This window comes from Deinococcus rubellus (assembly GCF_025244745.1).
Classification (GTDB): Bacteria; Deinococcota; Deinococci; order Deinococcales; family Deinococcaceae; genus Deinococcus; species Deinococcus rubellus.
Genome location: NZ_CP104213.1, coordinates 1,975,434 through 1,999,958, shown reverse-complemented (window position 1 = coordinate 1,999,958; position 24,525 = coordinate 1,975,434). Strand labels below are relative to the sequence as shown.

Genomic DNA, 24,525 nt, shown 5'->3' with positions numbered 1-24,525 from the left:
CAAAAAAAGACCTCCGCCCTGCATGCAGCAGAAACGGAGGCAGTGGTGGTGACCCCAACGGGATTCGAACCCGTATCGCTACCTTGAAAGGGTAGTGTCCTAACCGTTAGACGATGGGGCCACACCTGTCGGGTCAAAAAACCGGGGAAGGTTCTGATCGCCGCCCTTTCAAGGGGTGCTTTTCAGCACGGATGGAATGATAGTGGGGAAAGGGGTGACTGTCAACACTGCCTGTGCCTGCTGCGCAGGAAGCGCGGGGAGTAATGGGAACATTTGCCAGGCTGTGGGACAGCAGTACTTTCGCTCTGGAGAACCCAGTAGGCCCATCAAATTCGGAACTGACGGCTGGCGTGAAACTATTGCAGAAGACTTTACGTGCGCCAATCCGCGTCTAGGGTCTGTCTGGCTGAGTTTTCAGAGCCAGAGGACAATGCACGCAACGTGTACAACGGCTAAAAACTGATGTCCACGTTTTTCGTAGCGGGTGGCGAGTGCTCTAAAATCCTTGAGCCGATTGATGTTGCATTCCACCACCTGGCGGCCCTTGTCGGCTTCAGCGTCGAATTTCGGGGGCCGACCTCCACGACTGCCCTTCTTCAACCGCGCTTTCTTGGCATCCTTGCGTTCAGGACAAACACAGACGATCTTGCGGCTCCGCAGTTGCTGACGGTACTTCCGTGCACCGTACGCACGATCTACGCGCACCATCGGCGGACGCTTCCGAGGGCGGCCCGGACCGGGCCGCCGGATGCAGACCTCGTCAAGGAGGGGAAGCAGGTAGGTCGGGTCGCTGGCCTGACCCTCCGACACCAGCACGGCCAACGGGCGGCGTTTTCCCTCGGTCAGCACGTGGATCTTGCTGTTTCGTCCTCCACGGCTGATGCCGAGCCACTCATCGTTGAGTGCCCCCTTTTTTCCAGCTTAGCTGGCTGTTTTCGTGCGCCCACCGCAGCGCGGTGGGCTTTACAACTGGTGCTATCCAGGGACGCGCCGTCCCAATCAATCTTTCCCTGAGCATCTTCCTTGACCTGGAGGGCCACGAGGACGCGTTTCCAGGTGCCATCGCGTGACCAGCGGGTGAAGCGATCCCAACACGTTTCCCAGGGGCCATACCGTTCTGGGATGTCCCGCCACGGTGCTCCCGTCTTCAGCCGCCAGAGAATGCCATTGATGACCGGCAGATGCGGCTTGTAGGCATGTCCGTGCCGGGGGTTACCTGGCCATTCAGGCTCCAGTTTTGCCCATTGTTCCGGCGTGAGATCTGTTCTGCCCATGACAGACGACTCTATCAAACTTAGCCAGACAGACCCTAGTCGCGCAAGCCCACCTCAGGCGGCAACTCGGTGGTGGTGGGTTTCGATCCCTGCTTTCAGAGCCGTAATTTTGCCCGCATCGTGGCTGAGACGATGATGCGCCTTGACATCTGGCTGGCCGGGGCGTACCTGCCGACGCCTGCCCTCTCGTTTGCGGCCCTGTATTTGGGTGCGGCGGGTGGCGTTGTGATCACCGCCTCACACAACCCACCCGTCTACAACGGCTACAAACTCAAGGGACCGTATGGCGGCAGCGCCACGCCCGAGATGGTGGCGCGGGTGGAGGCGGAGCTGCTCATCTGTGAGACGGGGTAGACCTTCGCTGCCGTGACGGACGGCGACGCGGACCGGGTGGGCGCGGTCACGGCGGGCGGGCGGTTTTTCGATAGCCATCAGATTTTTTCGGTGTTTATCAAGCATCTGTACGGGCGCGGGCTGCGGGGCCTGGTCGTCAAGACGGTGCCGAGTCGCCGCCTCATCGAGCTGCTGACCCGGCAACTGGGCCTGGAACTTCTGGAAACGCCTGTCAGTTTCAAGTACATCGCTGACGCCTTTCTGAAGGGCAGGCCGACCCTGCCAGGGTCGTGATGATCGGCGGCGAGGAGTCCGGCGGGCTGTCGTCGCGCGGGCATATTCCCGAGCGTGACGGCCTGCTCAACAGCCTGCTACTGATAGAAGCGGTGGCGATGAGCGGCCACAGCCTCGGCGAGCTGTCTGCCGGGATCGAGGCGAATGTCGGCTTCAAGCACATCTATGACCAGGCCGATCTGCACCTCAGCGCCGACTTTGACAAGGTCCGGCTGCTGGGTGAGGCGGCGACCTACCGCGATGTGGCCGGGTACGCCGTGGAAGGTGTCAACACCCGCGACGGCATGAAACTCGATCTGGTGGGCGGCGCGTCGGCCATGTTCCGCGCGTCCGGCACCGAGCCGGTGTTGCGTGGCTACGTGGAGGTCCAGAGCGAAGCAGACGTGCGTGCCCTCTTGGATGGGGCGATTCGGCGGGTACGGGTGCTCGACGCCTAGATTCTTTAAACAGCAAAGCGGGCCGCTTCAACTTGAGGCGGCCCGCTTCTGGCTGTGCTGGCGGAACGGGAGGGATTCGAACCCTCGATAAGCTTGCACCTATACACGCTTTCCAGGCGTGCTCCTTCAACCACTCGGACACCGTTCCAGCGGCGACCAAGTTAGCGCGTCCAGTGGCCCGGATGCAAGTCTGCTCGGCTGCGAATCAGGTATAGGGGTCTTGCAGGTAGCGGCGCATCACCTCCAGCGGCCCGAAAGACTGGGCGTGCAGGGCGGACACGACGCCGTCGGCCTCGGCCCAGGCAAAGGCGTGCTGCTGCGGCGTGACCCGACCCGACTGGAGCGCCTCTTCCAACTCGTTCTGGTCGATCACCTCGGTAGCCGTCACCTGCCAGCGTCCGTCCGGCTGCACATCGACAAGACCCACCACGTCCAGATAGAGGTCGTCCATCCAGGGCAGGCCGTCCGCGCCAATGCCGCTGGCCTCGCCCACATCCACATAAAGTTGCTGGACCCGGTCCGATGCGTCGAGCTGCACGGTGAGGGCGTGCGTCGCCCCGCTGGGCGCGTAGTGGACCCAGCGGTAGCCGGAATCCAGGATGCACAGCGCCCGGCCCGCGACGCTCACCCACTTGGGCGCGGTGACCTCGCCCGCCCGGTAGTCCACGATCAGGCCGCCGGGCAGATTCAGGGCTGTCTGCTCGCCGCTGATAGCGCGGGGCCAGATACGGCGGTCGAATACCTTGCGCTTCATGTCACGGCCTCAGCCAATTTCTGTAGAGCGGCGATCATCAGCGGCCCCTCGGTGGCCTGTACGCGGGCGCGCAGGGTCGCCACCGTATCGCCTGGCAGCACGGCAACCCGCGACTGGGCCACCACCGTGCCCTCGTCGATGCCCGCCTCCACCTGATGCACCGTCGCGCCGCTGACGGTCTCGTCTGCGGCCAGCACCGCTGCGTGGACCAGGTCACCGTACATGCCGCGCCCGCCGTAGAGCGGCAGCAAGCTGGGATGCACGTTGAGCATGCGCCCCCGGTAGGCGGTCAGCGTGCGTGTCCCCAGCGCCTTCATGTAACCGCTCAGCACCACCGCGTCAATCTGGTGGGCGCGCAGGGCGGCCACGATGGCGGCGTCCAGCTCATCGGGGTCGGGGTAAGCGGCGCGGCTGAGGTGCAGGCGGGGTAGCCCAATTTCCCCAGCCCACTGCATCACGGGGGACGCGCTGTTGTTGCTGATCAGCAGGGCGGGCGTGGCGGCCAGCTCGCCCCGAGTGCAGGCTACTGTCACCGCCCGCGCCGTGCTGCCGCCGTGCGAGGAGAGAAAGCCCAAACGCATCAAGCCCAGTTGCATCAAGTCCAGTCGCATCGCCCGAATTTCACTCAGCCTGTGCCAGCGCCTGTAGCAGGTAAGCGCTGGTCAGAATGCCGTTGTGGTAGTCCACCAAGGCGAAACTCTCGTTGGGGCTGTGCGGGGCGTCCTCGTTGAGACCGAAATCCACCAGCACGACGGGGACTTTAAGGATGTCCCGGAAGGCCGCCACAATCGGAATCGAGCCGCCGCCGCGTGTGAAGGCCGGGGCCTTGCCGTAGACCTGTTCCAGCGCTTTGCCTGCCGCCCGCACGTAGGGGTTGTCCAGGTCGATCTTGACCGGCTGGCCACCGTGCAGCCCCTTGACCTCCACCTTGACGCCATCGGGGGCCAGGGTGGGAATGTACGCCTGAATCAGCCTGGTGATGTTCTCGGGATCCTGCCCCGGCACCAGGCGCATGCTGATCTTGGCTCCGGCCTTGGCCGCGATCACGGTTTTGCTGCCCTCGCCCTGGTAGCCGCCCCAGATGCCGTTCACGTCCAGCGTGGGACGTGCCCACAACCGCTCCAGGGTGGTGTAACCCGCCTCGCCCGGCAGCCCGGCAGCCCCGATACTTCCGGCGAAGGCCGCGTCGTCGTGCGGCAGCCCTGCCCACATGTCGCGCTCCTCCTGGGTGATCTCGTCGATGCCGTCGTAGAAACCGGGAATGGTAATGCGGCCCTGGTCATCCTTGAGCTGGCTGATGATCTGGCACAGGGCATTGATCGGGTTGGGCGCGGACCCGCCGTAGCTGCCGCTGTGAAGGTCGCGGTTGGCACCCTGCACGTGCACTTCCACGTAGCTCAGGCCGCGCAGCCCGTAGGTCACGGTGGGCACGTCCGGCGCGAAGCGTGAGCCGTCGGAAATGACGATCACGTCGCACTTAAGCTGATCGGCATGCTCACGTAGATACGGCTCCAGATTTTTGCTGCCGACCTCCTCCTCGCCTTCCAGTAGAAACTTGACGTTGAGCGGCAATTCGCCCGACTTGAGCAGCAGCTCCGCGCCGCGCAGGTGGGCGTAGGCCTGCCCCTTGTCGTCGGTGGAGCCGCGCGCGTAGATGCGGCCCTCCCGCACGGTCGGCTCGAAGGGCGGGGTCAGCCACTCTTCGAGCGGGGCCTCAGGCTGCACATCGTAGTGGCCGTAGATCAGCACGGTGGGCCGGGCCGGGTCGCTCAGGCGCTCGGCGTAGACCACCGGGTGCCCGGCGGTGGCCTCCACGCGGGCGGTGAAGCCCAGCGACGCCAGTTTGGCCTGCAAGAAGTCGGCGGCGCGGCGCATGTCGGGCGCGTGCGAGGGGTCGGCGCTGACGCTGGGAATCCTGAGCAGGTCGAACAGTTCGGCGTTGGCGCTGGCTTGGTCGGCGTCGGTCAGGGACAGATTCTGAAGTTGGCTCATGCTCGCGATTCTACGCCGGGCCGCCCACATAAGCAGGGGAGAGGCTCAGCGCCGCTGTGTGGCCTTCGGCTTCGCCGTCCGTTCATTGCCGCGCCGATAATTCCCGGTGGCACGGGCCAGCAGATGTTGCCGGGCGTCTTCGTTGGCGGCGGCCTGAAGCGCCCCCAGCAGCTTCCCGGCCCGCTGGCCGCCCAGCGTCATGACCACTTTCGCGCCGCGCGAAATCCGCAGCAGTCCGTCTCTGGTCGGCTGATAGTTGAAGGGATCGTCCGCGAGGCCCATAGGTGGAGGCCAGTCTAGCCGCGCTACCGCTCCTATCATGTACCCTGACCGCACGTCTTACCTCAGTCAGAACGGTGCGAACCGTCGTGGACTGCCCGCCCAGCAGCGTCCATCCGCGCTGGCCCGACTTGATATGTACCCGGTCAACTCCGGCGAGCTGACCGGCACGCTGGGTGGCGACGGTCATGCTGTGCAGCGACAATAGCGAGGAAAAACTGATCGTGGTGTGGTCTTGTAACGTCTGGACCGGGGCAAAACTCTGGAGCACTGGCCAGTTTCAGGAGCGGTTCTTTGCTTCCCGGCTGGTTACACTGCCCCATGACTTCTGAGATTGATCCGCCCTTCACCCTGATCACCGGAGCCACTGGTGGTATCGGCAAGGCGCTGGCTGAAGCCTGCCGTGACCACCGCCTGATCTTGCAGGGCCGCGACAGAGCCAGGCTGGACATCCTCTGTGACGGGTTGCCCGATGCCTGCCCACTGGTTCTCGATCTGACCCGCCCCGAGACCTTCGCAGCCGCACTTGAAGGCTTACGGCCACTGACCAATCTGATTCACAATGCCGGAACCGTCGAACTCGGTCCGGTGGCTGAGCAGTCCCACGAGGTCTGGACGCAGACGCTCGCCGTCAACGTGGTGGCCCCCGCCGAACTGACCCGCTTGCTGCTGCCAGGGCTGAGGCAAAGTCGCGGATGCGTGGTGTTTATCAACTCCGGGGCGGGCCTGTCGGCCAGTGCCGGGTGGAGCAGCTACGCCGCCAGCAAGTTCGCCCTGCGCGCGCTGGCTGACGCTCTGCGGGCTGAGGAGGGCGCATCGGGCGTGCGCGTCACCAGTGTGTATCCGGGCCGCACCGCCACGGCCATGCAGGAGAAAGTCCGGGGGCAGGAGGGAGCGGATTTCGAGCCTGGCAAGTATATTCAACCCTCAACCCTGGCCGGGGCGGTGCGCTTCGTGCTCGACACGCCCCGCGACGCGCAGATTCTCGACTTGACTTTGCGCTCCGGCGTCTGATGGGATTCAAAGCTGGACGATTTCGGCGACCGGCGTAAGAGAGGACGTCTTCGCGGCACTGGTGGCCGAGTACCGGCTCCCGCACACGTCTGATGCCCTGTTCGCCGATTTCAGGCGTCATAAACTGCCCGCCGTCAAATTGATGGCCGATGCCCACGAAGTGTTGGCTGAGCGGCGGCGGCGCGGTCTCCGGCTCTCGGTGCTGACCAATGGCCGCATTGAGATGCAGTCTGCGGTGACAGAGCGCCTCGGCCTGCTGCCGCTGATCGACGACTTGATCATCAGCGAGGCCGCCGGAATCGCCAAGCCCGATCCGCGCATTTACGATCTGGCGCTGGAGCGGCTGGACGTCTCGGCTCCGGCGACGCTGTTTGTTGGCGACTCACCCGCCAACGATATCGCTGGGCCGCAGGCGGCAGGGATGCGGGCGGCTTACCTGCCTACTGGCCGTCCACTGCCGCCGGATGTGCGCCCCGACTTCGTTCTGCGCGGTCTGGCCGATGTGCTGCGGCTGGTGTCTCCGGCTACCGATCCGGAGCCATACAAAAAACCGCCCACCTGACTGGAGGTGGGCGGCGCGGGTCGGGTGCGACTCAGGGAGCGGGGGGCGCGTCGGTGGGTGCCGCGTCCGTCGGGGCACCATCGGCAGGGGCAGGCGTGCTGTTGTCCTGCGGGGCCGGGGCAGGCGCGGCGGGCAGGCGATCTGCGTAGACCGTCAGGTTCAGGCGCTTGATCTGGGCGTCTACATACTTCTGGGCAGCCTCGGCGGCGAGCTGGTCGCGGATCTGGGGGGCCACCTCGCTCAGTGGGGCGAGGCCCGCGTCGGTGCGCTTGGTCACGACCAGCACGTGGTAGCCGAACTGGGACTTGACCGTCTGGACCTGATTCAGCGGTCCCTCGAAGCTGGCCTTGTCGAACTCCGGCACGGTGTCGCCGGGCGCGAGGCAGCCGAGATCGCCGCCCTTCTCGGCGCTGCCGGGGTCCTTGGACTTCGCCTTGGCAATCGCCGCGAAATCGCCGCCCGCTGCCAGGTCCTTGACGATCTGGGTGGCCTCGGCCTCGGTGGGCACCAGGATGTGCTTGACGCAGGCCTGGGCCTGACGGGTGAAGCTGGCCTTGTTGAGGCTGTAGAACCCGGCCACGACGGCGTCACTGAATTTGAAGCGGGTGGACAGGGCCTTGAGGTAGGCGCTGGTGATCTGCTGCTCTTGCAGCGACAGGCGGTAGTCGGCCTCGTCGGCAAAGCCGCTGCCCTGAAGCGCGGCGATAAATTCCTCGTCGCTCTGGAACTGGCCCCGGTCCGCCTTGAGCTGGGTGTCGATGGCGGCGTCGTCACTGGTGTACTGGCCCTTCTCGGCCAGCTGCAACACGGCCTGCTGGCGCGCGAAGGTATTCAGGAACTGCGGGCGGTACTGGGCGAATCCCGCTTCCATGTCGTTGCTGTAGGGCATGCCCTGGGCGTTGGCGCTGCGGGCCACCGCCATCCGGAAGGACCGATCGAACTCGGCCAGGGTGTAGTTGGTGCCGCCCACCGAGGCGATGACAGTGGTGGGGTCGGCTTCCGGCATGGACTTATCACTGGCCGGGGCCGCCGTGTCACTGGCCGGGGCCGCCGTGTCACTCGCTGGCGCAGCGGGGTCTGCCGGAGCAGGGGCCGTCTGGACTGGAGTCGTCTGGGCGGGCACGGGGTCGGTGGTGGCGGGGGCAGCGGTCTGGGCCGCCGCCAGCGAAGTCAGGGCCAACAGGGCCGTCAGGAGGTGGAGTTTCACCCCTCTACTCTAGCGTCCAAAATCGCCCGCGTGCCAGGGAAACCGCAAAGTCGAATCGGTCAGCTACGTGGACGTGCCCACCTCACGGGATTGACCTGGACCTGCCTGCCATGATGGAGCCTCTCGAGCAGTTGGACGACCCACACGGTCCACGCGGGGTCCGACATCGGCTGGCGGACATCACCGTGATCAGCGTGCTGGTCATTATCTGTGGGACGAAGACGTACTTGCTGATGCACACCTTTGGGATTAACCGGCTCGGGTGGCTCCGAAGGGCTTTTCCGCCCAAGCACGGCATTCCCAGCCAGGACACCTTCGAACGGATTTTTGTGATTCTGAGTCCTGCCGCCTGGCAACGGATCTTCCTCGACTGGCCTGCACCATTGCCCTTGCTGGCGCTCTATACCGTGGGAGTGTACAGCGTGCAGCACAACGCTGGCGGGTGTCCCGGAGAAAGCTAATAAAATCACTTGCATTGGGGCATAGAGACTGGACGGCATTGGCGTCTGGACCTCGTCTTCCATGACGACGCCTCCAAAATCAAAAAAGCTGTGGCCGCTCGCCAAAACTGGGTGTCTTTGTGCCACTTTGCCCTGGTTCTTTTGCGCTGACCCGGTGCTGAAACCGGCAATCTTCAGACCAAACGCTTCAAAGCTGCACTCGACCCTCCCTGCTCAATCTCCTGACTTTGCGCTGGCCCTGCATCTTCGACCACACCGGTCCTGCGCCGCGCCGGGTACAAACCCTCAAGTCCAGATGAAAGGTGGGGGTCGGTGTATTCAGGTCTGAGCGACAGCTTCAGGCGGTATAACCCTGGGTATGAATCCTGCCTCACCCGACAGTCTTTTCGGCCTTGAGTTTCCCTCCGATCCGCAGCTCTCGCCGGACGGGCAGTCGGTGGCCTACGTGTTGGGCCGGGTGGAGGAGGACAACTTGGCGAAGGTGGACGCTGCCTGGCCCAAGCCCCGTTACCGCAGCCAGATCGTGCTGGCGGACGCGACCGGGCCGCGTCTGCTGACTGCCGGAACGGGCCGTGACACTGCACCGCGCTGGTCACCGGACGGCCAGTCGCTGGCTTTTGTCTCGGACCGGGCCGGGAAGCCGCAGCTTTACCACATCCCCGTGAACGGCGGCGAGGCCCGTGCCCTGAGCACGGCGGCGCAGTTCCCGCAGGGCGTTTCGGCGGCGCAGTGGAGTCCCGACGGGTGCTTCCTGGCATTTCTGGCTCCCGAGGGCGAGGCTGACCCCGGTTCTGAGCGTGGAGCCGCCCGCGTCGTGACCCGGCTGAAGTACCGCGCCAACGGGGCCGATTTTCTGCCGGACGTGCCCACCGTGCTGTGGCGCTGCGACGTGGCCAGCGGCGAGATCACGCCCTGGCTGAGGCCGCCGCAGCCGATCACCGAGTTTGCCTGGTGGCCCGACTCGCGCGGCGTGCTGTATGTCAGTAGCCTTGACGAGGTGGCGGGCGCGCTGTGGCAGCAGGAGGCCTATGACCTGCGGCTGGGCGGCTCAGCGAGCCAGCTCACCGATTGGGCCGCGCCGATCTCGCAGCTCGCCCCGCACCCGGACGGGGTGCGCTTCGCCGCCCAGTCCCGCAGACACACCGAGCGCAACGACACCGATCCGCACCTGTATCTGTTCGGCAAGGGGGCAGAGGTTCATCGCCTGGATACCCACGACTTCCCGGCGGGAAGCAGCGTGTCGGGCGATCTACATGTGGGAGCCTTTCCGAACCGGCCCTGCTGGCTCAGCAGCACCCGGCTGGCCTTCCTGGCGACGGTGGGCGGCGCGAGCGGGGTGTTCGTGGCCGACCTTGACGGGACGGTAGAGCCGCACACCTTCGACCCGGCCCGCGTGGTGGCCGCCTTCGGCGCGAATGCCCAGGGGGCCGCCTGGCTGTCCGAGAGTGCCGCCAAGGTACCGCAGGTGATGCTCAACGGCGTTCAGGTGAGCGAGTGCCCCGCGCCCGACTTCGTCCTCAGCCCGCCGGAGCGCCTTACCTTCCAGAACGAACTCGGCGAGGGCGAGGGCTGGGTGCTGCGGCCCGCCAGTTCGGAGCCCTCGCCGCCCGCCCTGCTGAGCATTCACGGCGGCCCGCACGCCACCTATGGGCACGGTTTCATGCACGAGTTCCAGCTCCTCGCGGCACGGGGCTACGCCGTCTGTTACAGCAACCCGCGCGGCTCGGTGGGCTACGGTCAGGCCTGGTCGTCCGACATCTTCGGGCGCTGGGGCAGCGTGGACGTCGAGGACCTGCTCAACTTCTTCGACATTTGCCTGGACCGCCTGCCGCTCGACCGCAACCGCATCGGAGTGATGGGCGGCAGCTACGGCGGCTACATGACCAACTGGCTCACCTCGCACACGAACCGCTTTCAGGTGGCCGTCACCGACCGAAGCATCTGTAACCTGATCTCGTTCGGCGGCACCTCCGACATCGGCATGCGTTTCTGGGACGACGAACTCGGCGGCAACTTCCACCGCAGCGCCGACCTGGACAAATTGTGGGCCATGAGTCCACTGAGGTACGTGGAGAACGTCAAGACGCCGACCCTGATCGTGCACAGCGTCCTCGACCACCGCTGCCCCATCGAGCAGGCCGAGCAGTGGTTCGTGGCCCTCAAACTGCACGGCACCCCGGTGCGCTTCGTGCGCTTCCCCGACGAGGACCACGAACTCAGCCGCGCTGGACGCCCGGACCGCCGGGCCGCCCGGCTGAATGAGTACCTGGACTGGTTGGATGGGGTTTTGCTGCCGTCCGGTGAGAAGGTGAGCGACCAGATGCAGGAGCAGCTCGGCCAGGGCTGATTGACTAGGGTGGATTGACCGGGGCTGAGCGCCCCAATACTGCCGCCCCGCCTCGCCTAGAATGCCCGCATGCTGTTTCTATCGTTCCTGCTGCTGGCCCTCGCCTACCTGATCGGCAGCTTGCCGCTGGGTCACTGGCTGCTTTCTCGGCGCGGCTTCGAGTCGCGCCTGCACAACGCCTACAACCTGGGCGTGGAAAATGTGGTGCGGCGGGTTGGGCTGGGCGCGGCGCTGGGCAGTGCAGGGCTGGACGCGGCCAAGGGCTTCGTGGCGGTGCTGATCGCCTCCTCGCTGGGCCAGCCGGAGCTGTGCGTGCTGGCGGGGTTGGCGGCCTACCTGGGCCACCTTAACCCGCCCCGCCAACTCTTCGGGCAGATGCCGCCACGTGGCCGGGGCAACCTGGTGCTGCTGGGCGTGTTCGCGGCGCTCAGCGTGGCGGGGCAACTCAGCCTGTGGCTGACCGTACCGCCGCTGATCGTCTACGCCGCCGTGCTGGGCTTCGGCGGCTACGTCAGCCTGGCGACGGTGGCAGGCCTGGTCGTATTCGCTGTCCTGATCGGCCTTTCGCCGCTGGAGATTCAGGCCAAGCTGGGGGCGCTGGCGCTGCTGCTCTCGGCGCTGTGGCGCTTCAAAGAGAACCTGGGCCGCATCCTCGACGGTACCGAGCCGCGCCTGGGCGACGATGTGCCGATGGTGGGCAAGCGCGACGACGAGGTGCTGGCCGCCTTCATGATCCACCCGCTGACCCTGGAGGACTTCTGGCAGACCCGCCGCTTCGCCTGGATGCGCCCGCTGGTCGAGCGCGGCGTGCTGAGCGAGGCCACTGTCCGCAACGTCGCCAGCAGCCTGCGGCCCATGAAGGTGGGTGAACTCCACGGCATCAAGACCAACGACGGCAAGCGCATCCGGGCTTACCTGCTCAGCAGCCCGCTGCTGCCCGAGGTGTTCCGTGACGACCCTGAGCTGGCGACCCGGCGGGCCATCGAGGGCGCGCGGCTGGCCCAGGAACTCGGCGCGGAGGTGTTCGGGCTGGGGGCCTTCTGGAGCGTGGTGGGCAACAAGGGCCTGGACGTGCAGGAAGCCGTGCCGGGCATCACCGTCACCAACGGCGGGGCCTACACTTCCGGCACCATCAAGGCGGCCATTCCCGGCATCCTCAAGCACTTCGCCTCGGAGGGCCGCGACCTCTCGGGGGCGACGGCGGCGGTGGTGGGTGCAAATGGCGTGGTGGCCTTCGGTATCGCGCGCACCATCGCGCCGCAGGTCGGCAAGCTCATCATGGTGGGCCGCGACCTTGAGCGTCTGGAGCGCAGTGCGGCGACCCTGCGCCGGGCCAACAAGACCGCCGAGATCGTCACGACCACCGACTATGCCGCCCTTCGGGAAGCTGATTTGATCTTCACCGCCACCAGCGACCCCAACCCGGTCATCTTCCCCGAACACGTCAAGCCGGGCACCTGGATTTTCGACGAGGGCCGCCCCGCCGACGTGGCCGAGTCGGTGGCGCTCCTGCCGGGGGTGCGGGTCATTCCCGGCGGCGTGGTGCGCCCGCCCGGCGGCATGACCACCAGCGTGGACCTGCATTTCGGCGAGGGAGCGGTGCCCGCTTGCCTGGCTGAAACCCTGATCATCACGGCCACCGGCGAACACGGGCGCAAGAGTCTGGGGCCACAGACGCTCACCGAGAACATCAATTTCTTCGTAGAGCAGGCGGGAAAGCTGGGCTTCGAGGTGGTCGACTGAACTGATCTGGCAGCTGCTTTACAGCCCCGCCGGGTCGAGCACCAGTGGGTCCTCGCTCTCGAAGGCCTCACAGTAGCGCGCCCGGCCCAGGGTGCCCCAGTACATCATCCGGGCCTTACGCCGCTCCACAATCTCCGGCGTGACCGTCTCGCTGATGGCGGCCCCGGTGAACTGACTGACGTGTGCCCTCACGGCTGCTTCCCAGGTGGGCAGCTCGGCCTCCACGTCCACCAGGATGTTGGCGGCGATATCGGCGTTGCCCTGGTACATCAGCAGCCGCGAGATGCGCCAGGGGGTGCCCGGCACGTCGGCGCGGGCCAGCGCGGCCAGATGCACCGCCCGCTTGGCGAGGTGGTAGGCCCCGAAGTGGTCGGGATGGCGGTCACGGTGATGCGGCACCGCCAGCACACGCGGACGCACCAGTCGCAGGGCAATCGCCAGGGCGCGGGCCTGTTCGGGCGTCTCCATCAGACCGCCGTCGGGCAAGCCGAGCTGACCACGCCAGGCCAGCCCCAGCAATCGGGCGGCTTCCACGCACTCGGCCTCACGGATTTCGGGGTCGCCCTGGGTGCCGCCCTCGCCGCGCGTGAGTTCCAGAATGCCCACCGGATGCCCGCCGCGCGCGAGCCTCGCCAGCGTGCCGCCCGCGCCGATCTCGGCGTCGTCGGGGTGGGGGGCCAGCACCAGCCAGGTAAGAGGTTTGGGTATGCCGTAGGTCGTGTACATGCCACCCAAGGTAGCGCCGGAGTGGTGTTCAGGAAGCGTGTTCCGGCGCTGGAAGCCTGACCCGGCGCACCCACAGCCAGCCGTCCAGTCCCCACCATCCGGCCACCGCAGCCGCTGCAAAAATCAGGAGGCTGAGCGTCAGCATCAGCGGATTGAGACCCAGCGACCCGGACAGCAGAAAGTTCAGGTTGAGCAGCGCCCCGATGAGCGCGGCCAGCCCAGTGAGCAGGCCAAGAATCAGGAGCGTGCCCACCGTCACCTCGGCCACCGGAATCAGGTAGGTGAGCAGGCCCGCGCTGGGCTGGGCACCAGCCGGTCACGGTGGTATCTGGTCCCTGAGCGCTGGCAATGGCCTTGCTGAAGAAGGTGCGGATGGCCTTCCCCGCGTTTGCGCCCACCCAGGCCGAATCACCGAATTTCTCGATACTGGACGTGAGCCAGTTGTAGCCCAGCCGCAGCCGCCACAGCGGAGCTGTGCGGGGGTCGGTGAACAGTGGACTGGCCCGCAGCGAGTGCACAGGGTTCATGGGCCCACGCTGCCAGGCTCCGCTCAGTTAGGGAGGAAGAAATCCCGCCATCTCAAGGCCTGCTCAACTTTACTTCAAGGCTGGAATCCTCAGCCCGCCGCGCCCGTCCCACCCTTGAAAAGCGTAGAAGCGCCCCGGCTGGCCAGTATTGAGGTAATCAGTCAGCGGCTCGCGCATCGGCGGGCTGTCGAGCTTGGCGAGCGCTTCCTCGGGCGTGTAAAAGCGGGCTTCCACGATCAGGCCGTCGGGGTCGTCGGGGTTGAGCAGCCCCTCCCAGGTGGCGTCGAACACGATGGCGATGGCCCGCTCGCTGCGCCGGGCGTCCTCGATATGCACGGTGTAGGCCATGTGCCGGATGCTGGTCAGTTTGAGGCCGGTCTCCTCATAGATTTCGCGGTAGACCGCTTCGGGGGCCGTCTCGCCGGGTTCGACCATGCCGCCCGGCAGGGTGTAGCGCACCCGGCCCTGTCCCTGCCAGTCGTTGCCCACCAGCAGCACCCGCCCGTGCGCGTCACGCAGGATGGCCGCCGTCACCAGCAAGTCACGCCGGGGCATGCGTCACCTGCGGAAGCTGGAGGAAGGGGAGACGGGCAGCGCGAAGCTTAAGCCGCGCCATCGGTCATGCTGGCCAGCAGCGCCTCGCGCTCAAGCCGGGTCAGGGCGTCCAGAACACCGCCAAGCGAGCCGTTCATCACGCTGTCGAGGGCGAAATTCTTGTCCTCACCGCTGAGACGGTGGTCGGTGACCCGGTTTTGTGGGTAGTTGTAGGTGCGGACCTTCTCGCTGCGGTCACCGCTGCCCACCTGGGCGGCGCGGCTCTCGCTGCGGCTGGCCTCGAAGGTTTCGCGCTCGCGCTCGGCCAGGCGGGTTCGCAGCACGTCCAGCGCCTTCTCGCGGTTCTTGATCTGCGACCGGGTTTCCTGGCAGACCACCATGATCTCGTCGGGTGTGCCGCCCTTGTAGACGGCCCGCACCGCCGAGTCGGTGGTGTTGACGCTCTGTCCGCCTGCGCCCTGCGAGCGGTACACGTCGATGCGCACGTCTGAGAGGTCGAGTTGCACGTCGCTCGGCTCGGCCACTGGCAGCACCGCCACCGTCACGGTGCTGGTGTGAATGCGGCCCTGCGTCTCGGTGGTGGGAATGCGCTGCACCCTGTGCACGCCGCGCTCGAACTTGAGGGTGCGGTAGGCATAACTGCCGCTCACCTCGGCCATCACCTTGGAAAACCCGCCCAGGCTGCTGGTGCTCTCATCGAGAATGCTGAGCTTGAAGCCGCGCTCAGAAAGGTAGCGCTCGTACAGGCGCAGCAGGTCGGCGGCAAACAGCCCCGCCTCGTCACCGCCCGCCCCGGCCCGGATCTCCAGAATCACGTCCTTGGCGTCGTCGGGGTCGGTGGGGAGCAGCAGCACTTCCAGCTCGTCGGCAACGGCGCTGCGGCGCGCCCGGCTCTCTCTCAACTCGGCCTCGGCCAGTTCGCGCATCTCGGGGTCGGCCAGCAGCTCGCGGGCCTGCGCCTCGCTTCGTTCCAGGGCCAGGTCCTCGGCGTAGAGCGAGGTGATGGGTTCCAGCTCGCGCTGGCGGCGGGTCAGTTTGATGAGTTGCGAAGAATCGGCCAGCACCTGGGGGTCGGCCAGCTGGCGCAGGGTCAGGTCGTATTCGTGGGCCAGTTCCGAGAGTCGGGCGCTGAGACTGGGCCTTAGCATGGCGGGCCTGCCGGGCAGTGATGCAGGTGAGGGCGGCAAACGGTGAACACGGGAGTCATGCACTTAGTCTAGCGCGGCGCTTCTTTCGCAAATCCCTCTTTCCGTATACTTTGGCCCATATGACCGCTTTTCTGTCTGCCCAGCCTGCCCCGGCCCTTCCTGAGGCCCCGCGCGCCGGGCTGCGAACCGTGACCATCGGCCTGCTCGGCTGCGGCACGGTGGGTCAGGCCGTCTTGCAGCTTCTGCAGCGCCGGGAAGCCATCTTCGCCGACCTGGGGGTGCAGCTCTCGGTCTGCGGCGTGCTGGTACGTGACCTGACCCAGGCCCGCGACGTGCCTGCCGGAACACCATTCACGGGCGACCCCGCCTTCCTGGGCGAGTGCAGCATCGTGGTGGAACTGATGGGCGGAGTGGACCGGCCGCTGGGACTGCTGGCCCCGGTGCTGCGCTCGAAGCGGCCCGTCGTGACTGCCAACAAGGCCATGCTGGCCGAGCGTTGGGACACGCTGCGCGAGTACGCTCTGGGCGGCCAGCTCTACTACGAATCTGCTGTGATGGCCGGAACCCCCATCATCGGGCCGATGAGCACGGTACTGCGGGCCAGCCGCTTCGTGCGCCTTCAGGCGGTGCTCAACGGCACCTGCGCCTACATCCTGAGCCAGATGGAAAGCGGCAAACCCTACGTCCAGGCGCTCGCCGAGGCGCAGGCCCTGGGCTACGCCGAGACGCCGCCCACCCTGGATGTCGGCGGCTTCGACACCGCCCACAAACTGGCGGTGCTGGCCCGCTTCTGTGCCGACGGCGATTTCCGTTACGGGGACGTCAAGGTGACGGGCATCGAGGGGGTCACGCTGGACGACATCGCGGCGGCTAAAGCGGCGGGCGAGAAGATCAAGCTGGTCGCCACCCTGGAGCGTGACGGCGACGGCTGGCGCGCCGAGGTCGCTCCCACCCGCCTGCCGGATAGCCACCCCATCTGCACGGCGGGCGAGGGGCGCAACGCGATGGTCTACCAGGGCGAGGAGTGCGGAGAGCTGGTCTTCGCGGGTGGCGGGGCGGGCGGTCTGGTGACGGCCAGCGCCGTGGTGGGTGACATCATGGACTGCGTGCTGGGCTTCCCCGGCCACGTGCCGCTGCACTGAGCAACCTTCAGGCTGGCTGGGTCAATCGCCTGGCCGCCGCCGCGTATAGCCGCACGCCGTGTTCCAGGGCGCGCTCGTCCACCGTGAAGCGCGGATGGTGGTGCGGCGCGGCATCGGGGCCACCCGCGCCGATCACGATGAAGGTGCCGGGCGCTCTGGTCAGGTAGGCGCTGAAATCCTCGCCGCCCATGTTGGGCTGGCCCTCGACGATCTGAATGTCCGGCCCGAGGGTCTCCCGCGTCACTTCCCGCAGAATTTCGGTGGTCTGCGGGTCGTTGTGCAGGGCGCGGTAGCCGCGCTGGTAGTTAAAGGTATACGAGGCTCCGTAGCCCTCGGTGATGCCCTTCAGGAGCTGCTCCATGCGCTGCGGCATCAGGTCGCGCAGCGCGGCATCGAAGGTGCGCACCGTGCCGCCGAGCGTCACGCTGCCCGGAATGACGTTGTGGGCGCTGCCGCCGTGAATCTGGGTCACGCTCAGCACGGCGGGTTCCAGCGGGTCGCGGTGGCGCGAGACGATGCTCTGGAAGGCCAGCACGACCTGGGCGGCGATGACCACCGGGTCCACCGTCTGGTGCGGGCTGGCCGCGTGGCCGCCGCGTCCCTCGATCACGATCTCGAAAGCGTCGGAGGCGGCCAGCAGCGGACCGTCGCGCAGCACGATCACGCCGGTCGGTACTGGACTCATCAGGTGGGTGCCGACGGCCACGTCCACGCCGTCCATCACGCCCGCGTCCACGATCTGCTGCGCGCCGCCGGGAAACAGTTCCTCAGCGTGCTGGAAGATCATCCTGACCTCGCCGTGGAGCGTCTCGGGCCGGGCCGCGAGCAGCTTGGCCGCGCCCAGCAGCATGGCGGTGTGGCCGTCGTGCCCGCAGGCGTGCATCACGCCGGGATTCTGCGAGGCGAATTCCAGTCCGGTGTCTTCCTGAATGGGTAGGGCGTCCATGTCGGCGCGCAGCAGTACCGTGCGCCCTGGCCCGGCCTGGCCTTTCAGTACCGCCAGCACGCTGGTCGGGGTGGGGCGGCTGAGCACGAGGTTGGGCATCTTACGCAGCTCGCCTTCCACGAAGTCGGCAGTCTTGAATTCGTGAAACGACAGCTCAGGGTGCTGGTGCAGGTGGCGTCGCCAGTCGGTAACCTGCTGGAGGTCGGCGGGTGTGGGCTGATCGGTGCTGGCCGTCTGGGTCATGGGGAACCTCGCTGAGCTGAATCGGAGAAATTGAGACGGGTGGGGTGAGCGCGGCGAATGCACGCATGCTCACCCCGCCGCCCTTTTACTTCTTGCCCTCGATGGTGATGTCCTCGAACGGCGTCAGCGCTGAGGGGCCGGGCAGCCAGCCCTTGACGTAGCTGCGGGCGGCCCCCAGCGGGCGCGAGTGGACGATGGGCAGCCGGATATTGGCGTCGTAGGTGATCTGCCCGATCTGGGCGTAGGCCTTGGCGCTCACCGCGCGTGAGCTGCTGCCCACTGCCGTGCTGAGCAGCTCGAACAATTTGGGGTTGGCGTAGCCAGTGTCGGCGGGCGAGGACTCGCCGTAGTAGGTGTTGTAGAAGTTGTAGGGACTGGCATACGGCCCGGTCCAGCCGATCATGTACATGTCGAAGCCGGGCGCAGTATTGCGGTCTTCGAGGTACTTGGCCCAGTCCTCGGTCTTAAGGTTCACCTTGATGCCGATGCCCGCGAGGTCGGCGGCCATCGCCTCGGCAATCGGCTTGGGCGTCGGGAAGTACGGGCGGCTGACCGGCATGTACCACAGATCCAGGCTGATGCCGTTGGGGTAGCCTGCCTCGGTCAGCAGTTTCTTGGCGGCGGCCGGGTCGTAGGTGTAGTCGGCGGGCACCGTCTTCGGATTGGCCCAGGCCAGCGCCGGGGGCAGGAAGCTGGCGTCGGAGACACCCAGGCCGTTCCAGAAGGCGTCCACGATGGCCTTCTTGTTGATCGCCATGCTGATCGCCTGGCGCACCTTGTCGTTCTTGAGGTATTGATTGCGGATGTTCAGGCTCAGGGTGCCCACGTTGAATGACGGCACGATGACCGCTGTCAGGGTCGGGTCGGCCTTGACCGCGCCGAGCTGATCGGGGTTGAGGTCGGAGGTGAAGTCGATGGTTCCGGCTTTGAGTTCGTTGAGCCGGGCGCTGGGGTCCTTGATGGAGCGCAGCACCAGGCTGTCGTACTTGGCCTTCTTGCCCCAGTGGGTCTTGTTGGGCGTCAGCACGATCCGGTCGCCGGTCTGCCACGACTGCATCACGAACGGTCCAGTACCGACGGGCAAGGCAGCGGGCGTGCCGTACTTGGCCCCGGCCTTCTTGATGGCGGCGGGCGAGGCGATGCCGAAGAAGGTGGTCGCCAGCGACTCGGGAAACGGCGCGAAGGGGTGGCTCAGCGTGAAGATCACCTTGTCGGGGCCGTCAGCGCGCACACTTTTCAGGAAACTGTTCTTGTCGCTCTTGAAGCCGCCGAAGATGAATTGCCAGGACGTGAAGGTCTTGCCCTGGGCCGCCGCGCCCTCGGGGGCCGCCGTATCCCACCAGCGGTTGACGTTGTAGACCACCGCATCGGCGTTAAAGGGTGTGCCGTCGCTGAACTTGACGTTCTTGCGAAGGGTGAAGGTCCACTCGGTGGCGTCCTTGTTGGCGGTCCAGCGGGTCGCCAGCCCCGGCGTAATGGTGGTGGTGCCTTTCTTGAAGCGCACCAGCATGTCGTAGACCAGAGACTGCACCAGTGACGAGTTGCCGTCGGTGATGGTACCGGGATCGAGTGACACCGGATCGCCGCCCATGCCGTAGACCAGGCTGGCGGCGCTGGCGGGGCCGGCGAGGGCCAGGCTGGTCAGCAGGGCCAGGGTCAGGGCAGGCCTCAGCCGGGATCGGGCCCGGACGCGGCGGTGGTCGGTGGCGGGCAGAGAAAGCTTCGACATGGTGTCCTCCGAAAGATGGGCAAAACCAGAATGGGACGGGGAAGCCGCAGGGCAGGGAGTGGAAAGGGCAGGGAGTGGAAATGGATTGGTGCTGAAAATCATCATACGGTCTTTCGTGATCTGGCCCACCCTGGGCGGACGTTTCGTCCCCGCCGTGCCCCCTATACTGCTGGGCATGACCGCTCCCAGCGCTGTGCCGATGCCCGACTTCGAGGCCCGACTCCGCGAGGTGCTGCGCTCGAAAGTGGAGTTCATCGAGCTGATCGGGGAGGATCTGGTGGCAGCAGGCGGCAAGCGGGTGCGTCCGGCCATCACCTCCCTGGCCTCCAAGGTGCTGGGCGGCGGCGAGGCGCACCCGGCCGACACTGATCTGGCGGTATGCGTGGAGCTGCTGCACTCGGCCTCTCTCTTGCACGACGACCTGATCGACGACTCCGACACCCGTCGCGGGCGCGAGACGGCTTTTCGCAAGTTCGGCAACGTGGTCAGCGTGATGAGCGGGGATTTCATGCTCAGCCGCCTGCTGGTGCTGCTCTCGGACATGCCCCAGAGCCTGACCCGCGCCTTCGGCCTGGCCGCCAGCGCCGTGTGCGAGGGCGAGGTGCTGCAATTTCAGGTGGCGGCCTACGGCGACTACTCACTCGACAATTACCTTCAGGTCATCTACGGCAAGACGGCGGCGGTATTCGAACTGGCCGCCTGCGCCCCGGCCCTGCGGCGCGGCGCGCCTCCGGAAACTGAGGCGGCGCTCTCGACCTACGGGCGTGAGTACGGCCTGGCCTTCCAGATGCAAGACGACCTGCTTGATCTGATGGGCGATGAGGCCACCATCGGCAAGCCGGTGGGCGGCGATCTGCGCGAGGGCAAGGCCACCCTGCCGGTGCTGTACCTGCTGGAAGGAGAGAGCGGGGACGAGGTGCGCGGCATTCTGGAGCGCCGGGCCGCCGAGCCGGGTGACGTGATGCGGGTGCGCGAACTGGTCTCGGCCCAGGGCATCTACGAGCGCACCCGCGCCGAGATCGTGCGCCGCGCCCATCTGGCGATTGCCGCGCTGCATCAGTTGCCGCCCAGCCCCGACCGTGACCGGCTGGAAGCCTACGCTGCCCACGAGGCCCAGCGGGTGCGTTAACGCCGTCCAGAGGCCCCTCTCAGGCTTTGCAAATGCCAGGCCCATTGGATACAATCTGGCAGAAACACAGTCGGTCAGAAACGTAACGAGGCAGCTTCCAGGGTGCCGCCGCCGCTCTCGGTCCGTTGGCGCGGTGCTCTGGAGCTGCCGGGAGGATTCAAGTGCGAGCATCTGGACTCAACTGGCAGGGCCTACTCGAACAACTCGAACAGGCGCTGCCCTTCACCACCGCCGACGAGCGGAGCCTGGCGTATTTCAAGTTTCCCAAACGCACGGTCAGTCTCAGCTTGCCGCTGCGAATGGACGACGGCCACGTCCGGATGTTCCGGGGCTACCGCACCGTTCACAGCATCACGCGCGGCCCGGCGATGGGCGGCGTGCGCTACAAGGAGGGCCTGAGCAGCCACGAATGCGAGGTGCTGGCCGCCATCATGACCCTCAAGAACGCGGTGGCCGATCTGCCGCTGGGCGGGGCGAAGGGCGGCATCAACGTGGACCCTGAGACGCTCAGCGCGGGCGAACTCGAGCGCCTGACCCGCCGTTACACCTCCGAACTGATCGACCTGATCGGCCACCAGAGCGACGTGCTGGCCCCCGACGTGGGTACTGACGAGCAGATCATGGCCTGGATGCTCGACACCCACAACGAGAACCTGGGCACGACGTCGAGCGGCATGGTGGTGGGCAAGCCCGTGCCGCTGGGCGGCTCGCTGGGCAGCAAGGGCGCGCGCGGACGCGGGGCGGCCATCGTCACCGCACGGGTGCTGGAAGACCGGGGCGAGACGCTGGAAAACCGCAGCGTGGTCGTTCACGGCTACGGCGACGCGGGGCGGGCGGCGGCGGAATACCTGGCGGCCAGGGGCGCGCGGATCATTGGGGTGGCCGATGCGGGCGGGGCAGCCTACGCCTCGTCGGGCCTCGATCTGGCGGCCCTGCATGCCCACCGCGAAGCCTCGGGCAGCGTGACCGGCTTCGGCACCGCCCTGGACACCGAGGAAGCCCTCTCACTCAACGCCGACGTTCTGGTGCTGGGCCACGACCACGGCAGCATCTATGCCGGAAACGCCGCCAGCATCCGCGCGCCGGTTGTCATCGAGGCCAGCAACCGCGCCGTGCTGCCCGAGGCCGAGCGCTACCTCAAGGCGCAGGGCATCGTGGTGGTGCCGGACCTGCTCGCCAGCATCGGCGGGGTGATTTCCAACTACCTGGAATGGGTGCAGGACGCCAGCAATTTCTTCTGGCTGGAAGACGAGATCTTCGCGGCCCTCGACAGGCGCGTCAATGCCGCTGTGGACGAGGTGATGGCCTTCGCCCGCGAGCACGCCGCACCCGATCTGCGAACCGCCGCCTACGCCATTGCCCTCAACAGGCTTCACGGCGCGTCGGTGCTGCGCGGCGTGTACCCCTGAGCGCTTCCCGCGTTCAGGTTCCAGAACTATTTTTCTCATTTACCCTCCAGCCCCTCCCAATTTTCCACCCGTCAAGGAGCTTGCATGACCACCCTGCCGCCCGACCCCACGCCCCGCGCCCTGCACGGCGTTCCCTCGTACCTCGACAAAAATAACCTCGGCCCCTGGGAGATCTATTTGGAGCAGGTGGACCGGGTCACGCCCTACCTCGGCAAGCTGAGTTACTGGGCCGAGACCCTCAAGCGGCCCAAGCGCATCCTGATCGTGGACGTGCCGATTCACCTCGACGACGGCACGGTGGCGCACTTCGAGGGCTACCGGATCCAGCACAACACCTCGCGTGGCCCGGCCAAGGGCGGCGTGCGCTTCCACCAGGACGTGACGCTGAGCGAGGTGATGGCTTTATCTGCCTGGATGACCATCAAGAACGCTGCCGTGAATTTGCCCTACGGCGGCGGCAAGGGCGGCGTCCGCATCGACCCGCGCAACTATTCGCAGGGTGAACTCGAGCGCCTGACCCGCCGCTACACCACCGAGATCGGGCTGGTCATCGGGCCGGAGAAGGACATTCCTGCGCCGGACGTGAACACCAACCCGCAGACGATGGCCTGGATGATGGACACCTACTCGATGAACGTGGGCCGCACCGCGACGGGCGTGGTGACCGGCAAGCCGGTGCAGCTCGGCGGCTCGCTGGGCCGCGCCGACGCCACCGGGCGCGGGGTGTTCGTGGCGGGCGCGCAGGCGCTCATCAAGCTGGGGCTGGCCCTCGAAGGCGTGAAGGTCGCCGTGCAGGGCTTCGGCAACGTGGGCTACGCGGCGGCTCGAATTTTTCACGATCACGGCGCGCGGGTGGTCGCCATTCAGGATGTGTCCGGCACTATCTTCAGCGCGGGCGGCCTCGATCCGTACGCGGTGCAGGCGCACCTTCAGGCCACCGGCAGCGTCACCGGCTTCGCAGGCAGCGATACGCTCAAGGGGGCCGAGTTCTGGCAAGTCCCCTGCGACATTCTCATTCCCGCCGCGCTGGAAAAGCAGATCACGGCGGACAATGCGGGCCAGATTCAGGCGCGCGTCGTCGTGGAGGGCGCGAACGGCCCAACCACCCCTGCCGCCGACGACATCCTGCGTGCACGCGGCGTGACGGTGGTGCCCGACGTGCTGGCCAACGCGGGCGGCGTGACCGTCAGCTATTTCGAGTGGGTGCAGGACTTCTCCAGCTTCTTCTGGACCGAGGACGAGATCAACGCCCGCCTGGACAGGATCATGAGCGAAGCCTTCAATAGCCTCTGGGACGTGGCCGAGCGCCACAGCGTGACCCTGCGCACAGCGGCCTATATCGTGGCCTGCACGCGGGTGCTCGAAGCGCGGGCGCTGCGCGGGCTTTATCCTTAAGGGCGGTTAGAATGCCCCGGTGACTTCGCCTGACCCCCACACCGTTGACCGCGCCCGCAAACTGCTCTCGCTGTGGCGCGGCGCGGTGGGCGGTGAAAAAAGCAAGGCGCGCGGTGCCCTGATGCGCGTGCTGGAGGGCGCGGACCTGACCCTGCGCGACCTGGAAGCGGGCCTGCCGCCGGGCCGCGACCCGGAAGACACCCTGATGTTGCGCGAGGCCGACACTTTGCTGGCTGCCCTGGACGGCACCCCGGCAGAGCGTGACGCCGCCCTGAGCCGCCTGGCCGATCTGCCCGGCCTGAGCGTGGCCGAGCGGGAAAAGGTGCTGCGCTTTCTGGACGTGGGCCGATTGGTGGCCTCGCGCGCCGAGGGCTGGGTGCAGGTCCAGGCGGACGGCGAACTCAGCGCCGAGGCCCAGGCGCAGGCGGGTCGTCAGCTCAGCGAATCGGAAGTGGCCCGCCACCCCGGCGCGACCCTGGCCGACTCGGCCCGCGATCTGAGCTTGCTGCGCGCTGCCCTGCTGGTCCGGCCCGAGCGAACCCTCAAGGCGGTGGACGGGTACGAGGCGGCCTTCCTGGCGGCCCTCTGCGCGGCGCTGAGCCGGGTGCCCGCCAGCGCCAGCGGCCCCGACGCCCAGGGCCAGTATCAGGTCACGGCGCACCTGAGCGTCAACGAACTCTCGCAGGTACGCGCCCGGCTGTCGCGTGAGGCGGCGGGCCTGCGCCGTGAATTGCTGCGGGCCGCTCGCCTGTATGGCCGTGAGGTGGGCGAGCAACCGCTCTAAGGATCTCCTTGTTAAAGCTTTGGCTTTACCGAGCGGAGCGAGCGAGGAAGAAAGGACGTCCTGGCGAGAGTGGAGGAATGGCGTCCTCAAGAGGA

At 66.6% G+C, this 24,525-nt stretch carries 26 protein-coding genes and 2 tRNA genes; 14 read left to right on the top strand and 14 right to left on the bottom strand.

The window, feature by feature from the left end:
* Nucleotides 1–46 precede the first annotated feature (46 nt).
* A tRNA-Glu gene (locus tag N0D28_RS10285) sits at nt 47–121 on the bottom strand.
* Between the two features lie 293 nt (nt 122–414).
* Nucleotides 415–1,274 (bottom strand): IS5 family transposase gene (locus N0D28_RS10280; protein ID WP_260559100.1). Its coding sequence is split into 2 segments (ribosomal slippage): nt 415–917 and nt 917–1,274, totalling 861 coding nucleotides; the frame shifts between segments, so codons are not numbered across the junction.
* A 69-nt stretch (nt 1,275–1,343) separates the two neighbouring features.
* Here N0D28_RS10280 and N0D28_RS10275 point away from each other — a divergent pair.
* From N0D28_RS10275 to N0D28_RS10265, 3 genes are read left to right on the top strand one after another with little or no spacing between them, the layout of a single operon-like run.
* Entirely contained in the window at nt 1,344–1,628 is a 285-nt protein-coding gene (locus tag N0D28_RS10275) for a hypothetical protein (protein ID WP_312846403.1), read from the top strand.
* A 12-nt stretch (nt 1,629–1,640) separates the two neighbouring features.
* Complete coding sequence (locus N0D28_RS10270) at nt 1,641–1,901, top strand: hypothetical protein (protein WP_260559433.1); 261 nt, start codon at nt 1,641–1,643, stop codon at nt 1,899–1,901.
* Nucleotides 1,901–2,338 (top strand): phosphohexomutase domain-containing protein, encoded by a 438-nt coding sequence (locus N0D28_RS10265; protein ID WP_260561875.1) that lies wholly within the window; start codon nt 1,901–1,903, stop codon nt 2,336–2,338. Before N0D28_RS10270 ends, N0D28_RS10265 begins: the two co-directional genes overlap by 1 nt.
* 58 nt (nt 2,339–2,396) lie before the next feature.
* Here N0D28_RS10265 and N0D28_RS10260 read toward each other — a convergent pair.
* The 5 genes from N0D28_RS10260 to N0D28_RS10240 form a co-directional block, all read right to left on the bottom strand.
* A tRNA-Ser gene (locus N0D28_RS10260) sits at nt 2,397–2,486 on the bottom strand.
* A gap of 57 nt (nt 2,487–2,543) precedes the next feature.
* Nucleotides 2,544–3,092 (bottom strand): ribonuclease FAU-1 family protein, encoded by a 549-nt coding sequence (locus N0D28_RS10255; protein ID WP_260559432.1) that lies wholly within the window; start codon nt 3,090–3,092, stop codon nt 2,544–2,546.
* The gene (gene purN, locus N0D28_RS10250; RefSeq protein ID WP_260559431.1) at nt 3,089–3,703 is read right to left on the bottom strand and encodes a phosphoribosylglycinamide formyltransferase; all 615 of its coding nucleotides are present in this window, start codon (nt 3,701–3,703) and stop codon (nt 3,089–3,091) included. The genes N0D28_RS10255 and purN overlap by 4 nt, the downstream gene beginning before the upstream one ends.
* Nucleotides 3,704–3,713: 10 nt before the next feature.
* On the bottom strand, nt 3,714–5,084 hold the full coding sequence (locus N0D28_RS10245) for a dipeptidase (protein ID WP_260559430.1): 1,371 nt from the start codon (nt 5,082–5,084) through the stop codon (nt 3,714–3,716).
* 45 nt (nt 5,085–5,129) lie between these two features.
* Nucleotides 5,130–5,366, bottom strand: coding sequence for a hypothetical protein (locus N0D28_RS10240; protein ID WP_260559429.1), 237 nt, complete (start codon nt 5,364–5,366; stop codon nt 5,130–5,132).
* Nucleotides 5,367–5,403: 37 nt separating this feature from the next.
* Between N0D28_RS10240 and N0D28_RS10235 the strand changes: the two genes are divergently transcribed.
* The 3 genes from N0D28_RS10235 to N0D28_RS10225 all read left to right on the top strand — a co-directional run bounded on the left by N0D28_RS10235 (nt 5,404) and on the right by N0D28_RS10225 (nt 6,939).
* A complete protein-coding gene (locus tag N0D28_RS10235) occupies nt 5,404–5,571 on the top strand; it encodes a hypothetical protein (RefSeq protein WP_260559428.1) in 168 nt (55 codons plus the stop codon).
* A 113-nt stretch (nt 5,572–5,684) separates the two neighbouring features.
* The gene (locus N0D28_RS10230) at nt 5,685–6,377 is read left to right on the top strand and encodes an SDR family oxidoreductase (RefSeq protein WP_260559427.1); all 693 of its coding nucleotides are present in this window, start codon (nt 5,685–5,687) and stop codon (nt 6,375–6,377) included.
* 61 nt (nt 6,378–6,438) lie between these two features.
* Nucleotides 6,439–6,939: an HAD family hydrolase gene (locus tag N0D28_RS10225; RefSeq protein ID WP_260559426.1), complete on the top strand. Its 501-nt coding sequence runs from the start codon at nt 6,439–6,441 to the stop codon at nt 6,937–6,939.
* A 31-nt stretch (nt 6,940–6,970) separates the two neighbouring features.
* Here the strand turns inward: N0D28_RS10225 and N0D28_RS10220 are convergent, their stop codons facing one another.
* Nucleotides 6,971–8,146 (bottom strand): peptidylprolyl isomerase, encoded by a 1,176-nt coding sequence (locus N0D28_RS10220; protein WP_260559425.1) that lies wholly within the window; start codon nt 8,144–8,146, stop codon nt 6,971–6,973.
* A 110-nt stretch (nt 8,147–8,256) separates the two neighbouring features.
* Between N0D28_RS10220 and N0D28_RS10215 the strand changes: the two genes are divergently transcribed.
* The 3 genes from N0D28_RS10215 (at nt 8,257) to N0D28_RS10205 (ending at nt 12,697) form a co-directional block, all read left to right on the top strand.
* Entirely contained in the window at nt 8,257–8,607 is a 351-nt protein-coding gene (locus tag N0D28_RS10215) for a transposase family protein (protein ID WP_260559424.1), read from the top strand.
* Nucleotides 8,608–8,965: 358 nt separating this feature from the next.
* Nucleotides 8,966–10,954: an alpha/beta hydrolase family protein gene (locus tag N0D28_RS10210; RefSeq protein WP_260559423.1), complete on the top strand. Its 1,989-nt coding sequence runs from the start codon at nt 8,966–8,968 to the stop codon at nt 10,952–10,954.
* 69 nt (nt 10,955–11,023) lie between these two features.
* Nucleotides 11,024–12,697, top strand: coding sequence for a glycerol-3-phosphate acyltransferase (locus N0D28_RS10205; RefSeq protein WP_260559422.1), 1,674 nt, complete (start codon nt 11,024–11,026; stop codon nt 12,695–12,697).
* An 18-nt stretch (nt 12,698–12,715) separates the two neighbouring features.
* Here N0D28_RS10205 and N0D28_RS10200 read toward each other — a convergent pair whose 3' ends face one another.
* The 4 genes from N0D28_RS10200 to prfA form a co-directional block, all read right to left on the bottom strand.
* Nucleotides 12,716–13,423 carry a PIG-L family deacetylase gene (locus N0D28_RS10200; protein WP_260559421.1) on the bottom strand — a complete coding sequence of 236 codons (708 nt, stop codon included), beginning with the start codon at nt 13,421–13,423 and terminating at the stop codon, nt 12,716–12,718.
* A 28-nt stretch (nt 13,424–13,451) separates the two neighbouring features.
* The gene (locus N0D28_RS10195; RefSeq protein WP_260559420.1) at nt 13,452–13,676 is read right to left on the bottom strand and encodes a hypothetical protein; all 225 of its coding nucleotides are present in this window, start codon (nt 13,674–13,676) and stop codon (nt 13,452–13,454) included.
* Nucleotides 13,677–14,019: 343 nt separating this feature from the next.
* Nucleotides 14,020–14,505, bottom strand: a complete 486-nt coding sequence (locus N0D28_RS10190; RefSeq protein WP_260559419.1) for an NUDIX hydrolase — start codon at nt 14,503–14,505, stop codon at nt 14,020–14,022.
* Between the two features lie 47 nt (nt 14,506–14,552).
* Nucleotides 14,553–15,653: a peptide chain release factor 1 gene (gene prfA / locus N0D28_RS10185; RefSeq protein WP_260559418.1), complete on the bottom strand. Its 1,101-nt coding sequence runs from the start codon at nt 15,651–15,653 to the stop codon at nt 14,553–14,555.
* A 179-nt stretch (nt 15,654–15,832) separates the two neighbouring features.
* On the opposite strand from prfA, the gene N0D28_RS10180 reads away from it, so the two are divergent.
* Nucleotides 15,833–16,795 (top strand): homoserine dehydrogenase, encoded by a 963-nt coding sequence (locus N0D28_RS10180; RefSeq protein WP_260561874.1) that lies wholly within the window; start codon nt 15,833–15,835, stop codon nt 16,793–16,795.
* Between the two features lie 7 nt (nt 16,796–16,802).
* On the opposite strand, the gene N0D28_RS10175 is transcribed toward N0D28_RS10180, so the two are convergent.
* Both N0D28_RS10175 and N0D28_RS10170 read right to left on the bottom strand, forming a co-directional pair.
* A complete protein-coding gene (locus tag N0D28_RS10175; protein ID WP_260559417.1) occupies nt 16,803–17,984 on the bottom strand; it encodes an amidohydrolase in 1,182 nt (393 codons plus the stop codon).
* Between the two features lie 85 nt (nt 17,985–18,069).
* On the bottom strand, nt 18,070–19,713 hold the full coding sequence (locus N0D28_RS10170; protein WP_260559416.1) for an ABC transporter substrate-binding protein: 1,644 nt from the start codon (nt 19,711–19,713) through the stop codon (nt 18,070–18,072).
* A 175-nt stretch (nt 19,714–19,888) separates the two neighbouring features.
* Between N0D28_RS10170 and N0D28_RS10165 the strand changes: the two genes are divergently transcribed.
* The 4 genes from N0D28_RS10165 to N0D28_RS10150 all read left to right on the top strand — a co-directional run bounded on the left by N0D28_RS10165 (nt 19,889) and on the right by N0D28_RS10150 (nt 24,430).
* Nucleotides 19,889–20,842: a polyprenyl synthetase family protein gene (locus N0D28_RS10165; RefSeq protein WP_260559415.1), complete on the top strand. Its 954-nt coding sequence runs from the start codon at nt 19,889–19,891 to the stop codon at nt 20,840–20,842.
* Nucleotides 20,843–21,003: 161 nt separating this feature from the next.
* A complete protein-coding gene (locus tag N0D28_RS10160; RefSeq protein WP_260559414.1) occupies nt 21,004–22,251 on the top strand; it encodes a Glu/Leu/Phe/Val family dehydrogenase in 1,248 nt (415 codons plus the stop codon).
* Between the two features lie 84 nt (nt 22,252–22,335).
* A complete protein-coding gene (locus tag N0D28_RS10155) occupies nt 22,336–23,646 on the top strand; it encodes a Glu/Leu/Phe/Val family dehydrogenase (protein WP_260559413.1) in 1,311 nt (436 codons plus the stop codon).
* A 19-nt stretch (nt 23,647–23,665) separates the two neighbouring features.
* Nucleotides 23,666–24,430, top strand: a complete 765-nt coding sequence (locus N0D28_RS10150) for a hypothetical protein (RefSeq protein WP_260559412.1) — start codon at nt 23,666–23,668, stop codon at nt 24,428–24,430.
* Nucleotides 24,431–24,525 lie beyond the last annotated feature (95 nt).